Annotated in this window: 12 protein-coding genes; 4 read left to right on the top strand and 8 right to left on the bottom strand. The window is 61.9% G+C overall.

The genetic code is table 11. From position 1 onward, the window contains the following. Positions 1-202 precede the first annotated feature (202 nt). Entirely contained in the window at positions 203-1,903 is a 1,701-nt protein-coding gene (locus BFP96_RS11695) for an amidase (protein WP_065898318.1), read from the bottom strand. A 121-nt stretch (positions 1,904-2,024) separates the two neighbouring features. Here BFP96_RS11695 and BFP96_RS11690 point away from each other — a divergent pair, with 121 nt between their 5' ends. Further along, entirely contained in the window at positions 2,025-2,333 is a 309-nt protein-coding gene (locus BFP96_RS11690) for a DUF2834 domain-containing protein (protein ID WP_065898317.1), read from the top strand. A 106-nt stretch (positions 2,334-2,439) separates the two neighbouring features. Here BFP96_RS11690 and BFP96_RS11685 read toward each other — a convergent pair whose 3' ends face one another. After that, positions 2,440-3,651, bottom strand: coding sequence for an MFS transporter (locus tag BFP96_RS11685; RefSeq protein ID WP_065885307.1), 1,212 nt, complete (start codon positions 3,649-3,651; stop codon positions 2,440-2,442). Between the two features lie 97 nt (positions 3,652-3,748). Here BFP96_RS11685 and BFP96_RS11680 point away from each other — a divergent pair, with 97 nt between their 5' ends. Next, positions 3,749-4,570, top strand: a complete 822-nt coding sequence (locus BFP96_RS11680; protein WP_065936241.1) for an AraC family transcriptional regulator — start codon at positions 3,749-3,751, stop codon at positions 4,568-4,570. Between the two features lie 54 nt (positions 4,571-4,624). On the opposite strand, the gene BFP96_RS11675 is transcribed toward BFP96_RS11680, so the two are convergent. Together BFP96_RS11675 and proP are read right to left on the bottom strand one after the other, a co-directional pair. Further along, the gene (locus tag BFP96_RS11675; protein ID WP_065885309.1) at positions 4,625-5,131 is read right to left on the bottom strand and encodes a GAF domain-containing protein; all 507 of its coding nucleotides are present in this window, start codon (positions 5,129-5,131) and stop codon (positions 4,625-4,627) included. Between the two features lie 52 nt (positions 5,132-5,183). After that, positions 5,184-6,686 carry a glycine betaine/L-proline transporter ProP gene (gene proP, locus BFP96_RS11670; protein ID WP_065885310.1) on the bottom strand — a complete coding sequence of 501 codons (1,503 nt, stop codon included), beginning with the start codon at positions 6,684-6,686 and terminating at the stop codon, positions 5,184-5,186. Between the two features lie 322 nt (positions 6,687-7,008). Between proP and BFP96_RS11665 the strand changes: the two genes are divergently transcribed. Beyond that, the gene (locus BFP96_RS11665; protein WP_065936240.1) at positions 7,009-9,096 is read left to right on the top strand and encodes a putative bifunctional diguanylate cyclase/phosphodiesterase; all 2,088 of its coding nucleotides are present in this window, start codon (positions 7,009-7,011) and stop codon (positions 9,094-9,096) included. A gap of 32 nt (positions 9,097-9,128) precedes the next feature. On the opposite strand, the gene mapR is transcribed toward BFP96_RS11665, so the two are convergent. From mapR to BFP96_RS11650, 3 genes are all read right to left on the bottom strand, one after another. Then, positions 9,129-10,538, bottom strand: coding sequence for a GntR family transcriptional regulator MpaR (mapR, locus tag BFP96_RS11660; RefSeq protein WP_065936239.1), 1,410 nt, complete (start codon positions 10,536-10,538; stop codon positions 9,129-9,131). Positions 10,539-10,693: 155 nt separating this feature from the next. Further along, on the bottom strand, positions 10,694-12,103 hold the full coding sequence (ccoG, locus tag BFP96_RS11655) for a cytochrome c oxidase accessory protein CcoG (RefSeq protein WP_065895425.1): 1,410 nt from the start codon (positions 12,101-12,103) through the stop codon (positions 10,694-10,696). A 234-nt stretch (positions 12,104-12,337) separates the two neighbouring features. Next, positions 12,338-12,577: a DUF3203 family protein gene (locus BFP96_RS11650; RefSeq protein ID WP_065885315.1), complete on the bottom strand. Its 240-nt coding sequence runs from the start codon at positions 12,575-12,577 to the stop codon at positions 12,338-12,340. Positions 12,578-12,699: 122 nt separating this feature from the next. Between BFP96_RS11650 and BFP96_RS11645 the strand changes: the two genes are divergently transcribed. Beyond that, positions 12,700-13,191 (top strand): MgtC/SapB family protein, encoded by a 492-nt coding sequence (locus tag BFP96_RS11645; RefSeq protein ID WP_065885316.1) that lies wholly within the window; start codon positions 12,700-12,702, stop codon positions 13,189-13,191. Here BFP96_RS11645 and BFP96_RS30860 read toward each other — a convergent pair. After that, positions 13,169-13,345, bottom strand: coding sequence for a hypothetical protein (locus BFP96_RS30860; protein ID WP_163003436.1), 177 nt, complete (start codon positions 13,343-13,345; stop codon positions 13,169-13,171). The two genes, BFP96_RS11645 and BFP96_RS30860, sit on opposite strands and share 23 nt — an antisense overlap. Between the last annotated feature and the right edge of the window lie 200 nt (positions 13,346-13,545).

Below are 13,545 nucleotides of genomic sequence, written 5' to 3'. Positions count from 1 at the left end.
GAGGTGCCGAGTGGTGGGGCAAGAGCGTTTTGCTTACTTTTGCGCTTTTCAAAAGTGAGCCGCTGTAAAAGCGGAACCCTAAGTGGCCGTGACCTAAATAACGGATATGTACTCGGTCTGATCCAAGATACTGGCCAGCCCTGAGGCCGCCATCGGGGGCAAGCCCCCTCCCACATTTGGGCCTCGGACATGACAAATCGGCCTACAGCGGCGGTGTCCGCGGCGGAATTACCCGTTTGTTACCAGTGGCCTCAAACGCCGCCGCAAAGCGCAACAGCGCCGAATCATCATAGGCCCGCCCGGCAAACGTCAGCCCGACCGGCATGCCAATGTCCGCCATCACCCCCATCGGGACGGTGACCGTAGGCACGCCGAGATGGCGAATGGCAAGGTTGCCATTGGCCACCCACACGCCATTGCTCCAGGCGATATCGGCAGACGCTTCGTTGACATCCGCATCAGCGGGCCCAACATCAGCCACAGTCGGGAACAGCACCGCGTCGAGGCGCAGGGTGTCCATCCAGTCTTCCAGGTCCAGGCGACGGGTTTGCTCAAGACCGCGCAAGCCGTCAGGCAATGTGTCGATCTCGTTCCACGGCGTGATACCGCGCTGGGCCATGCGCACGTATTCGTCCATGCCGGCGGCCAGGTCGTCTTCGCGGTTGGGCAGGGTGCCGGGGTCGTGGGGGAAGATTTTCGGGCCATCGACATCCGCCAGGCGGTTCAAGGCCGGGTCGCCGTTGGCGCGCAGGAAGTCATCAAAGGCCCAGGCCGATAGTTCCCACAACTCATCGTGCAGAAACTGCCGGGGCACCAAGCCACGGGTGAACACCGTAGGCGCGCCGGGGCGGTCGCCTTCGCAATTGGACACCAAAGGGAAATCCACCTCGATGACTTCCGCGCCGGCGGCTTCCAGAGCCTGGCGCGCGGCCTGCCACAGCTCGATCACCGAGGCGCGGGTGTGGATTTTCTGCCCGGTCGGCCCGCCGATCCCCGGTTTTTCGCTGGTGCCGGCCTCGGGGTCGGCGTTGATGTACATGCGCGGCACACCGAAGCGTTTGCCGGCGAGGGCCGCGCTGCCCTCTGCGAGTTCGGCATACGATGCCGGGCGTACCGAGCTGACGCTGGGAATCGGCACCCAGGGTTGCAGGCGCCACAGGTCGCCACGGGTGTCCGGGTCGTCGGCGACCACCACGTCGAGCACTTCCAGCAGGTCCGCCATGGTGCGCGCATAGGGCACCACCACGTCCATGGTCGGGGTCAGCGGCCAGTTGCCGCGCACCGAAATCACCCCACGCGAAGGCGTGTACGCACACAAGCCGTTGTTGGAGGCCGGGCCGCGACCGCTCGACCAGGTTTCTTCGGCCAGGCCGAATGCGGCGAAGCTTGCCGCCGTCGCCGTGCCGGCGCCATTGGACGAACCCGAGGCGAACGGTGCAGTGAGGTAAGCGGCGTTGTACGGGCTTTCGGCACGGCCATAGACACCGCGCTGCATGCCGCCGTTGGCCATGGGCGGCATATTGGTCTTGCCCAGGCAGATGGCGCCGCCGGCGCGCAGGCGCTCAATGGTGAAGGCATCGCGCTGGGCGATCAGCTTGGCGAATGCCGGGCTGCCGGACGCGGCGGTGAGGCCCTTGACCAGGTAACTGTCCTTGGCGGTATAGGGAATGCCATCCAGCGGCCCCAGGGTCTGGCCTTGCGCCCGGCGTGCATCGGACGCTTGGGCTTCCTTCAAGGCGTCGGGATTGCGCACCACCACAGCATTCAGCGCGGTAGCGGTCTGCGGGCCGTCATAGGCTTCGATCCGCGCCAGGTAGGCGCGCACCAGTTCAACGGCAGTGGTGTGGCCGGATTCAAGCGCAGCGCGCAATTGGGCAATGGAGACTTCGGTAACTTGCATCAGGTTTTTTTCGCCGCCTTCGAATGGAGGTATGACGGCAGTCTACGTACAGATATTTGCCAGTGCCAGCTTACTGCTAAGGTAAGCGGCCTGATCATCCACATTGCACTCCAAGGAGGAGAACATGCCTAAACCCTACATCGCCCTGGCCGCTTTGCTCGGCTTTTCGTTGTATACCGTGGCGACGATGCTGACGGCCGAGCAATCGCTCATTGCGTTCGGCCAGGAATTGATGTCGCGGCCGGACACCGCGCAAGTGGTGATCGACCTGTACCTGATGGCGATCCTGGCGTGTGTGTGGATGTACCGGGACGCGCGCGGGCGAGGGCGCTCCGTGGCGTCGTTGATCCCCTATTTCCTGTTGACGGCGGTGTTCGTGTCGGTGGGGCCGTTGTTGTATATCGTCGTCAATGGGTTTACGCGACGCACCTAGACGACACGTACCAATGTGGGAGGGGGCTTGCCCCCGATAGCGATGTGTCAGTCGGCATCTACTTGACTGAAACACCGCCATCGGGGGCAAGCCCCCTCCCACAGAGTCAGACGCCTTTGGTCGAAGGCAAAAAGATCGTCAGGATGCCCGCCAACGGCAGGAACGAGCAGATTTTGTAGACGTATTCGATGCCATGGTGATCCGCGAGCAAGCCCAGCAATGCCGCGCCAATCCCGCTGAAACCGAACATCAGGCCGAAGAATATCCCGGCGATCATGCCGACATTGCCCGGCACCAGTTCCTGGGCGAACACCACGATGGCCGAGAACGCCGAGGCGATGATAAAGCCGATAACCACGCTGAGTACGGCGGTCCAGAACAGGTCGACGTAGGGCAGGGCGAGGGTGAACGGCGCGGCGCCGAGAATCGAGAACCAGATGACTTTCTTGCGGCCGATCCGGTCGCCGATCGGTCCGCCGGCGAAGGTGCCCACGGCCACCGCGCCGAGGAACAGGAACAGGTACATCTGGGAGCTGGCGACCGACAGCTGGAATTTTTCGATCAGGTAGAACGTGAAGTAGCTGGTCAGGCTGGTCATGTACCAATATTTGGAGAACACCAGCAGCGCCAGTACCACCAGGGCAAAGGTCACGCGGCCTTTGGACAAGCCGTGGGTCGCCTGGCCGCCTTGCTTGAGCTTGAACAGGTTGAGGTGGTGACGGTACCAGCGACTCAAGCCGTACAGCACTCCGATTGCGAACACCGCGAACAGGCCGAACCAGGCGATATGGGACTGGCCGTAGGGAATGATAATGGCCGCCGCCAGCAACGGGCCGAAGGCGCTGCCGGTGTTGCCGCCGACCTGGAAGGTCGATTGCGCCAAACCGTAGCGGCCGCCGGAGGCCAGGCGTGCCACGCGGGACGTTTCCGGATGAAACGTCGACGAGCCGACTCCCACCAACGCCGCCGCCAGCAGAATCGCGGGGAAGCTGCCGACGAATGCCAGCATCAGGATGCCGATCAAGGTGCAGACCATGCCCGCCGGCAACAGCCAGGGCTTGGGGTGACGGTCGGTGTGGTAGCCGATCCACGGTTGCAGCAGGGAGGCGGTCAGTTGGAAGGTCAGGGTGATCAGGCCGACCTGGGTAAACGTCAGGCCATAGTTGGCCTTGAGCATCGGGTAGATCGACGGCAGCACGGCCTGAATCAAGTCATTGATCAGGTGCGCCAGGGCGCAGGCGCCGAGCACGCGCATGACCAGCGGGCTTATCTGGGGCGTGGTGGTTGCAGCGGCGGGTGTCGCAGTGAGGGTCGACATTCAGGCATTCCATACAAGGCAGCTAACAAGGGCAGACAGTACGTGAGCCGACGGCCCATTTCTAATTGTTTCGGGCGCTATGCTAGAGTCGGCAAAAATGCCTGTCTCGCGAAATTCGGGCAGAAAACCTCGCAAAAAGGGCGAAATCATTAAATCCCTCGACAAATTCCTCCAGGAGATCGATGAAGGCGATTGGGCCGTCATCAGCTCGGCCACTGATTATCCGCAAAACTGGGTGATTCCCGAACACAGTCATAACAAGCATCAGTTGCTCTACGCCATCGAGGGCGTGATGGTGGTGCATTCGGCGCTGAACCAGTGGACGGTGCCCCCCAACCGTGGCTTCTGGATACCCTGCGGGCATGTGCATGCGCTGCGCTGCGTGGGCACGTTGAAAATGCGCAGTGTCTTCGTGCGCCCGGACAGCTTTCCCAACCTGCCGACCGAGCCGAAGGCGGTGACGGTGTCGCCGTTGCTGGGTGAATTGATCAAGGCCTCGGTCAGCTTGAAACCGCCCTATGCCGAGAACTCGCGTGACGCCAGGATCATGCGCCTGATGCTCGATGAGCTGGCGATCCTGCCCGCACTGGCCTTATCCCTGCCGCAGCCCGCCGACCCGCGTATCAACCGCATCTGCCTGACCTTGCAGCAAGACCCAAGTGATGCGTCCACGGTCGCTGACTGGAGCGCGCGTTTGGACCTGGATCAAACCACCATCCAGCGCCTGTTCCGTCGCGAAACCGGCATGACCTTCGGCCAGTGGCGCCAACAGGCACGCTTGCTGTTGGCGCTGGAGCGCATCGCGGTGGGCGAGAAGATTATCGATGTGGCCCTGAAGCTTGGGTATGACAGCCCGAGCGCCTTTACCAGCATGTTCAAGAAACAGTTTGGCAAGACGCCGAGTCATTTCTTCAAGTAGCGCTGTTGGCAACACGAGGATGCAGCGAGCGATGCTGGACGGGCAGGGCGGCGGTCACTGATCGGCCGGGGCCAGGTTAGCGTAGAAGATGCAGCCGATCAGTCGGGCGAACAGGCTCAGGGTTTCCGGCAGGTTGGGATCGTCGAACAGCATGGCGCGTGAATCGAGCGCGCACAGCGCACCGAACAGGCGCCCGTCGGGCAGGAAAATCGGCGCGCCGGCATAGCTTTCGATGGCGTATTTCTTGACCACCGGACGCGACGCAAAGCGCCCGTCGACGCTGATCTGCGGCACGAACAGGGTTTGGGGATTGATGCAGAATTCACTGCACAGGGTGGTTTCCAGGTCAAGTACGTCGTCGACGTGGATGCCCATCTGCAGAGGGTCATAGGCCGAGCACACCACCCACTCCAGGTCGGTGAATTTGGCGATGCCGGCAAAGCGCATACCGGTCAGGCGGGTGACCAGCTTGAGAATATTGGTGCTCGCTTCGATTTCGGCGATGGCCGCGCGTTCGTCGGCGCTCAGGAGCGATTGTGCATAGGTGACGCTTGGAACCATGTGATCACTCCAATGTGCGTGGCCGCAGGCCGCGACCACGCACAGTCAGGTCTTAATTAATCCGTGGGTGCTGCTGCACCAGGTTTTCCCGCTTGGCCTGGAGGGCTGCAATTTCGGCATCGATGTCCTCGATCTTCTGCTCGATATTGTCATGATGCTCTTGCAGCAATTCCTTGGCCTCTTCCATATCCGACGCCGCCGGGGCCGCGCCGCGCAGGGGTTTATTGGCGGTTTCCTTCATGGTCAGGCCGGTAACCAGGCCTACCACGGCGAATACCATCAAGTAATAAGCCGGCATGTACAGGTCGTTGGTGCTTTCCACCAGCCACGCCACCGCGGTGGGCGTGACGCCGGCAATCAGTACCGAGACGTTGAACGCACTGGCCAATGCACTGTAGCGCAGATGTGTAGGAAACATAGCTGGCAGCGTGGAGGCCATTACGCCGATAAAGAAGTTCAGCACGATCGCCAGGATCAGCAGGCCGCTGAAGATCAGCCCGGTCTTGCCGCTGGTAATCAGCATGAACGCCGGAATCGACAGGCACAGCAGGCCAATGCTGCCGGCGATGATGAAGGGTTTGCGGCCGATCTTGTCGCTGACAAAACCGATGAACGGTTGTACGAACAGCATGCCGACCATGATCGCAATGATGATCAACACGCCGCTGTTTTCGGCGTAATGCAGGTTGTGCGACAGGTAGCTGGGCATGTACGTGAGCAGCATGTAGTAGGTCACGTTGGTGGCCGCGACGATACCGATGCAGGTCAGCAGGCTGCGCCAGTGCTTGGTGGCGATCTCCTTGAACGACACCTTGGGGCCATGGCTGAGGCCCTCGCGGTCACCCTGTTCGAGCTTGTCGACATGTTGCTGGAACGCCGGGGTCTCTTCCAGGGCGTGACGCAGGTACAGGCCGATGATGCCCAGCGGCAGGGCCAGGAAGAACGGCAGGCGCCAGCCCCAGGCCTCGAATTCCGCTTCACCGAGCACTGTGGAAATCAATACCACCACGCCCGCGCCCAGCACGAAGCCGGCAATCGAGCCGAAGTCCAACCAACTGCCCAGGAAGCCGCGTTTGCGGTCCGGGGCGTATTCGGCAACGAAAATCGACGCGCCGGTGTATTCGCCGCCTACCGAGAAGCCCTGGGCCATTTTGCACAGCAGCAACAGGATCGGCGCCCAGATACCAATGGACGCGTAGCCGGGAATCAGGCCGATGGCGAAGGTGCTCAGGGACATGATCACGATGGTGGCGGCAAGGACCTTCTGCCGCCCGTATTTGTCACCCAGGGCGCCAAAGAACAGACCGCCCAGTGGACGGATCAGGAAGGGCACGGAGAAAGTGGCCAGTGCAGCGATCATTTGTACGCTGGGGGACGCGTCCGGGAAGAACACCTTGCCCAGCACATAGGCGACAAAACCATAGACGCCAAAGTCGAACCATTCCATGGCGTTGCCCAATGCGGCGGCGGTGATCGCCTTGCGCATCTTGTTGTCGTCGACGATGGTGATGTCGTTCAATCCGATCGGACTGACGCGTTTCTTACGTAATTTCATGCGGGCCACTCTAGAAGCTGAACGGGGAGGTGCCATCGCTGCGATGGCACCGCTCTGTCACTTCAGATACAAGCGGACACGAAATAATTCACCCATCGGCAGATTTTTTCTCACGGCCGGCGCGGCAAGCCTCAGCAACGCCGTGAAAATGTGCGCGCTGACGGGTGAATCGAGCGTCGCACAGCACCTGGCAAAGCCACCAATTTGACGTCAGAAAAATCAGCCCGCCGTCCGTAAGCAATTAATCGCCAGCCCTGAAATATTCTCGCTACAATCCGCCGCTTTGCCACCCGGCCCGGGCTGTCAAACCGCGAGATACCCCATGCTGACCGGTAGCTACACCACCTCCCTTGTCGTGATTTCCCTGTGCGTCGCCATCCTGGCGTCCTATACCGCGCTGGACCTGGCGGGGCGGATCGCGACCGCCAAGGGACGTACGGTTTATCTATGGATCACCGGCGGTGCCGTCGCGATGGGCGTCGGGGTGTGGTCGATGCACTTTATCGGCATGCTGGCCCTGCGCCTGCCGTTCGAAATGGGCTTCGACCTGGACATTACCGCGCTGTCGTTGCTGATTGCCGTGTTATCCAGCGGTTTTGCCTTATGGCTGGTCAGCCAGCCACGCCTGCCGGCCTGGCAACTGGCATTCGGCGCGTTGGTCATGGGCGCAGGCATCGCCAGCATGCACTACACCGGCATGGCCGCGATGCGCATGACGCCGGGCATCGATTACGACCCGGCGTTGTTCGGCGCCTCGTTGTTGATCGCGGTGGTGGCTTCCGGCGCGGCGCTGTGGATCGCCTTCAACCTGCGCCGCAATACACCCTATGTACGCTTGGCACGCGGGGGCGCGGCGGTGGTGATGGGCGTGGCCATCGTCGGCATGCATTACACCGGCATGGCCGCCGCGCGTTTTGCCGACGACAGCTTTTGCGCCGCCGCACAGACCGGCTTGAGCGGCAAGGGCCTGGATAACCTGGTGCTGGTGACCTCATTGGCGGTGCTGGTCATCGCCCTGTTGACCTCGCTGCTCGACGCGCGGCTGCAAGCGCGCACCGCCGTGCTGGCTGACTCCCTGACCCTGGCCAACCAGGAGCTGACCCACCTGGCCCTGCACGACATGCTCACCGGCCTGCCCAATCGCACGCTGCTGTCAGACCGGATTCAACAAGGTATCCAGGCGGTGAAGGAGCAGGGCGGTTGCTTTGCGCTGATGTTTATCGACCTGGACGGCTTCAAGCCGGTCAACGACGCCTTTGGTCACCACATGGGCGACCAGTTGCTGCGCGAAGTCGGCCTGCGCCTGCGCGAGGACCTGCGCAGCCAGGACACGTTGGCGCGCATCGGCGGTGACGAGTTTGTATTAATGGTGCACCTGACCCAGCCGGACGATGCCATGGGCCTGGCCGAACGCCAGGTCAGCCTGGTCAATCGCGCCTTCACGGTCGCCGAACACGAGCTGAAAATCTCCGCCAGCATCGGCATCGCCCTGTTCCCGGGCAACGGGACCAACCCCCAGGAGCTGTTGATGAATGCCGATGCGGCGATGTACCACGCCAAGGGCATGGGCAAGAACGGCTACCGGTTCTTCGATGTGTCGATGAACACCAACGCGCGCAAACAGCTGCAGTTATTGCAGGACCTGCGCAACGCCCTCGACGACGCGCAATTTCGTTTGCACTACCAGCCCAAGTTCGACGCGCTCAGCGGGGTTGCGGTGGGGGCAGAGGCGCTACTGCGCTGGCAGCATCCACAGCACGGCGTGTTGCTGCCGGCCACGTTCATTGAGCTGGCGGAAAAAACCGGGCTGATCATTCCCATCGGCGAGTGGGTACTCAATGAAGCCTGTCGCCAGATGAGCCTGTGGTACGCCCAGGGTTATGAAAGTTGGCGCATTGCGGTGAACCTGTCGGCGCTGCAGTTCTGCCACCCCGGGCTGGTCGCCAGCGTGGCCGCGGCTCTGGAGCGGCACCAACTGCCGGCCAACCGCCTGACCCTGGAGATCACCGAAACCACCGCCATGAGCGATGCCGACGCGAGCATGACCGTATTGCAGCAGCTCTCGGACATGGGCGTCGACCTGTCCATCGATGACTTCGGCACCGGCTATTCCAGCCTGATGTACCTCAAGCGCCTGCCGGCCAATGAACTGAAGATCGACCGGGGTTTCGTGCGCGACCTGGAGCACGACAGCGACGACGCCGCCATCGTCTCAGCCATCGTTGCGCTGGGCCAGGCCCTGGGTTTGCGGATCGTCGCCGAAGGCGTGGAGACCGAGGCGCAGCAGCGCTTCCTGACCCGCCTGGGCTGTAACTCGCTGCAAGGCTATCTGCTGGGCCATCCACTGCCGGCCGACGGGTTCATGGCCGATATCCAGCGCACCCGGGAAGCGCCGGCGCCAGACGCATGACGGCGATGCTCGCGGCGGCGACCTGCTGACCCTCAAAACGAGCGCACAATCCGCCCCAGCGTCTCCATCGCCTTCTCCGACACATCGGTCCACGGGCTGCCGTAGTTCAAGCGGATGCAGTTGCGAAAGCGCCGGGTCGCCGAAAAGATCGGGCCCGGTGCGATGCTGATGCCTTGCGCCAGGGCCATCTGGAACAGCTTCAATGAATCGGTTTGCTCCGGCAGTTCCAGCCACAGGAAATACCCTCCGGCCGGTTGGCTGACGCGGGTCTGCGCCGGGAAGTAACGGGCGATGGCGGCGAGCATCGCGCTTTGCTGTTCTTCCAGGGCGTAGCGCAGTTTGCGCAGGTGCCGGTCGTAGCCGCCGTGTTGCAGGTAGTCGGCAATCGCGGCCTGGGCCGGCATCGACGGGCACAGCGATGTCATCAGTTTCAGGCGCTCGACCTTCTGCGCGAAGCGACCCGCCGCCACCCAGCCTACGCGGTACCCTGGCGCCAAGCTCTTGGCAAAGGAGCCGCAGTGCATCACCAGGCCCTCGGTGTCGAAGGCCTTGGCTGGTTTCGGCGCGTGTTGCCCGTAATACAACTCGGCATACACATCGTCTTCGATCAGCGGTACCTGATGGCTGCGCAGCAGCGCTACCAGCGCCTGTTTTTTTTCTTCCGGCACCGTCGCGCCCATCGGGTTCTGGAAGCTGGTCATGGTCCAGCAGGCCTTGATCGGGTAACGCGCAAGGCTTTGCGCCAGGGCGTTGAGGTCGATGCCGTCGCGCGGGTGCACAGGTATTTCCACGGCTTTTAGTTTCAAGCGCTCGAGCACTTGCAGGCAGGCATAAAACGCCGGGGCTTCGATTGCTACCAGGTCGCCGGGCTCGGTCACCGCTTGCAGGCACAGGTTCAGCGCTTCGAGGGCGCCATTGGTGATCAGCAGTTCTTCCATGGGCAGCATCAGGCCGCCGACCATGTAGCGCAGCGCAATCTGACGGCGCAGTTGCGGGTTGCCGGGGGACATGTCGGTGACCACCAGGCGCGGGTCCATCGCGCGGCTGGCACTGGCCAGGGAGCGGGCCAGGCGCGGCAGCGGGAACAGCATGGGGCTGGGGAAGGCCGAGCCGAAGGGCACGGTGTTCGGGTCCTTGATCGAGTCGAGTACCGAAAACACCAACTCACTCACATCGACTTCGGTGGACTCGTGCACTTGCTCGCTCACCACCGGCTCGGAAAACGGGCTGGGCGCGTGGGTATTGACGAAGTAGCCGGAGCGCGGCCGCGCGCGGATCAGGCCGCGCCGTTCCAGCAGGTAGTAGGCCTGGAAGACCGTGGACGGGCTGACGCCGTAGGTCTGGCTGGCGTAACGCACCGACGGCACGCGCTGGCCGGGGCCGAGGACGCCGGAGCGGATCAGTTCTGCGATGTCATCGGCGAATTTTTCGTAGCGTTTCATGGGGGGCCTTGAACAGTTTCATTTGTGGGAGGGGGCTTGCCCCCGATTGCGGTGTATCAGCCACCGAATAACCAACTGAGCCACCGCCATCGGGGGCAAGCCCCCTCCCACATTGGATCTCTATACATTGGAGTTTTATGCATTCAAGGGGATTATCAGCGGTTCAGTGGTGCGACAAAGCGGCTGTCGGCAGCGCTGTAAATCCACGGTTCATCCACATCCGTCACCTTGAAGCGCAGCGTCTGTGAACTGCTCGCCGGTGTGTCCGCCAGCAGCGTCACTGAGACCGGTACATCCACGATTTCCCCCGGCGCCAGGCTGATTCGAGTCTTGCCCTGCAACTGGAAGCCCTCGGCGTCCACCAGCTCCACACGATAGTCCTGATGCTGCTGAGTCTTGTTGATGACCTTGAGGCTGTAGATGTTTTCGATCAAGCCCTGGCTGTTCTCGCGGAACAGGCCGCGGTCCTTGGTCACGTCCAGCGACACCATCGGCCGTTCCACCAAAGCCACCGCCAACGCGGCAAGCATGACCAGCAGCACGGCACTGTAGCCGATCAGGCGCGGCCTTAGCAGCCGGGTCTTGCCACCTTGCAATTGATGTTCGCTGGTATAGCTCACCAGGCCACGGGCATAGCCCATTTTGTCCATGATCGAATCGCAGGCGTCGATGCAGGCCGCGCAACCGATGCATGCCATTTGCAGGCCGTCGCGGATATCGATGCCGGTGGGGCACACCTGCACGCACAGCTGGCAGTCGATGCAGTCGCCGAGGCCGACATCCGCCGATTTGACTTCGCGTTTACGCGGTCCACGGCGTTCGCCACGGGCGGCGTCATAGGCAATGGCCAGGGTATCCTTATCGAACATCACGCTCTGGAAGCGCGCGTACGGGCACATGTGCATGCACACCGCTTCGCGCAGCCACCCGGCGTTGAGGTAGGTGGCCGCGGTAAAGAACAGCATCCAGAACAGACTGACGCCGCCCAGTTGCCAGGTCAGCAGCTGCGCAGCCAACGGACGGATGGGCGTGAAATAGCCGACAAAGGTCAGCCCGGTCAGCACGCTGATGCCCAGCCACAGCGTGTGTTTGGCCGAACGCCGTGCCAGCTTGTCAAGGCTCCAGGGTGCGGCGTGCAGCTTGATGCGTTGGTTGCGCTCGCCTTCGGTGATTTTTTCGCACCACATGAACAGCCAGGTGAACACGCTTTGCGGGCAGGTGTAGCCACACCACACACGGCCGGCAAACACGGTGATCGCAAACAGGCCAAAGGCGCAGATGATCAACAGTGCCGACAGCAAAATGAAGTCCTGGGGCCAGAACGTTGCGCCGAAAATATGGAATTTGCTCTCGGCCAGATCCCATAGCACCGCCTGGCGTGCGCCCCAGTTCAGCCACACGGTGCCGAAAAAGGCCAGGAACAACAACGCGCCACCGCTCATGCGCAAGGTGCGGTAGAGGCCGGTGAAGCTGCGGGTATGGATCAGGTTGTCGCGGGATGCGGCCTTCACCTTCTTTGGGTGAATGGGCACAAAAGTTTCCACGGTGGGGATTCGTTCGCTCATGGTCGTTCGCTCATCAGCCTCCATCAGGCGGATGAACTATGGGCGGCGCGCTGTTTGCGTAACAGACTCAGGTTGGCGGTTAAAAAGCGGATCAGATGGCAATCCGCGCCTTGATGCGAGACCCTGTAGGAGCGAGCTTGCTCGCGAAAAACCCACAGGCACCGCGGTCTTGCAGGAAGCACGCGTAATCGTTGAGGTTTTTCGCGAGCAAGCTCGCTCCTACAGAGGCATCGATTAAATGACCGAACCCGGTTCGTCGGCCTTCACATGCTGGCGTCCGTCATGGGCACCCGCAACGGTGAGTGCATCGGCCTCGGCTTCGGTGATGTAGATGCGTTCAGCCGCCAGTTCCACGTACGACATGGATTTTTCGCTATCGGTCACGATATTGACGCGGGTCGCAGGCACGCTTTGTTCCTGGCCATTGTCATTCAGCGTGAAATAACACAGATGGTTGTCGATACGGATAGGCATACCGGTCTCCTTTTCATGGGCTCTGATCATTTAGGAGCCAATAAGCAGTGCCGGTTCCACGCAACTGACTGACGGTCGCCGCTGTCCATCTTCTATCAATAATCACAAAAAGGATGGCATTGATGGACGCTTGGCTACATGAAGCATGGCTAACCCTGCAGGCTGAGTTTGCCGATATCGGCGACGCCCGGCAGGTCACCCAGATTACCGTGCGCCTGCTGATGGCCGCGATCCTCGGCGGCATCCTGGGGTTTGAACGCGAGAGCAAGGGCAAGGCCGCCGGCGTGCGTACCCACATGCTGGTGGCGCTGGGGGCTGCACTGTTTGTGATGGTGCCGCAGATGTCCGGCAATCAGGCCGATGCCATGAGCCGGGTGGTGCAGGGCGTGATTGCCGGGATCGGCTTCCTCGGGGCCGGGACCATTATCAAGGGCAAGGATGAGGACGCCGGCCACGTCAAAGGCCTGACCACCGCCGCCGGGCTGTGGATGACCGCTGCGATTGGGGTCTCGGCCGGTTTGGGTCGGGAATCGACAGCGGTCCTGAGTACGTTGCTGGCCTTGGTGGTGTTCAGCGTGATGCCGAAAATCGTCAAGCGTTTCGAGAAGGACTGACGATAACCGGCGGCATGGTGGTTGGCGGTTCCTGCACCGGTGGCGGCTCGTTCTCCGGCGGTTCCTGTTCCGGAACCGGTGCAGGCTCGGTGGGTGGCAGGGTCGGGTTGTCGATATTCGGGTCGGGCGTCTCTGCCGGGATCGGGATAGTCATGGGTGTGGCCTCCTTTGTGCTTTGCTCTATCGGTGGACAGCCACGGGAGGGAATTGATTCCCCGCCCGGTGGCGACATATCCGCCTGAACTTTTGCCCGCACCCCGGGCTCGGACCTAATACGGGCCTGCTCAGGGAGTGCGCCGCCATGTTACGAATTCGGATCAAGCACAGAGCGTCCACTGGGCGTAAGGGGAATAT

The organism is Pseudomonas sp. 34 E 7 (assembly GCF_900005715.1).
Classification (GTDB): Bacteria; Pseudomonadota; Gammaproteobacteria; order Pseudomonadales; family Pseudomonadaceae; genus Aquipseudomonas; species Aquipseudomonas orientalis_A.
This window is presented reverse-complemented; position numbering and strand designations above follow the sequence as displayed.

Bases quoted from the DNA above. Each gene is read 5' to 3' on its own strand.
- BFP96_RS11690 (WP_065898317.1), top strand. From the start codon at position 2,025: ATGCCTAAACCCTACATCGCCCTGGCCGCTTTGCTCGGCTTTTCGTTG.
- BFP96_RS11685 (WP_065885307.1), bottom strand. From the start codon at position 3,651: ATGTCGACCCTCACTGCGACACCCGCCGCTGCAACCACCACGCCCCAG.
- BFP96_RS11680 (WP_065936241.1), top strand. From the start codon at position 3,749: ATGCCTGTCTCGCGAAATTCGGGCAGAAAACCTCGCAAAAAGGGCGAA.
- BFP96_RS11675 (WP_065885309.1), bottom strand. From the start codon at position 5,131: ATGGTTCCAAGCGTCACCTATGCACAATCGCTCCTGAGCGCCGACGAA.
- proP (WP_065885310.1), bottom strand. From the start codon at position 6,686: ATGAAATTACGTAAGAAACGCGTCAGTCCGATCGGATTGAACGACATC.
- BFP96_RS11665 (WP_065936240.1), top strand. From the start codon at position 7,009: ATGCTGACCGGTAGCTACACCACCTCCCTTGTCGTGATTTCCCTGTGC.
- mapR (WP_065936239.1), bottom strand. From the start codon at position 10,538: ATGAAACGCTACGAAAAATTCGCCGATGACATCGCAGAACTGATCCGC.
- ccoG (WP_065895425.1), bottom strand. From the start codon at position 12,103: ATGAGCGAACGAATCCCCACCGTGGAAACTTTTGTGCCCATTCACCCA.
- BFP96_RS11650 (WP_065885315.1), bottom strand. From the start codon at position 12,577: ATGCCTATCCGTATCGACAACCATCTGTGTTATTTCACGCTGAATGAC.
- BFP96_RS11645 (WP_065885316.1), top strand. From the start codon at position 12,700: ATGGACGCTTGGCTACATGAAGCATGGCTAACCCTGCAGGCTGAGTTT.
- BFP96_RS30860 (WP_163003436.1), bottom strand. From the start codon at position 13,345: ATGACTATCCCGATCCCGGCAGAGACGCCCGACCCGAATATCGACAAC.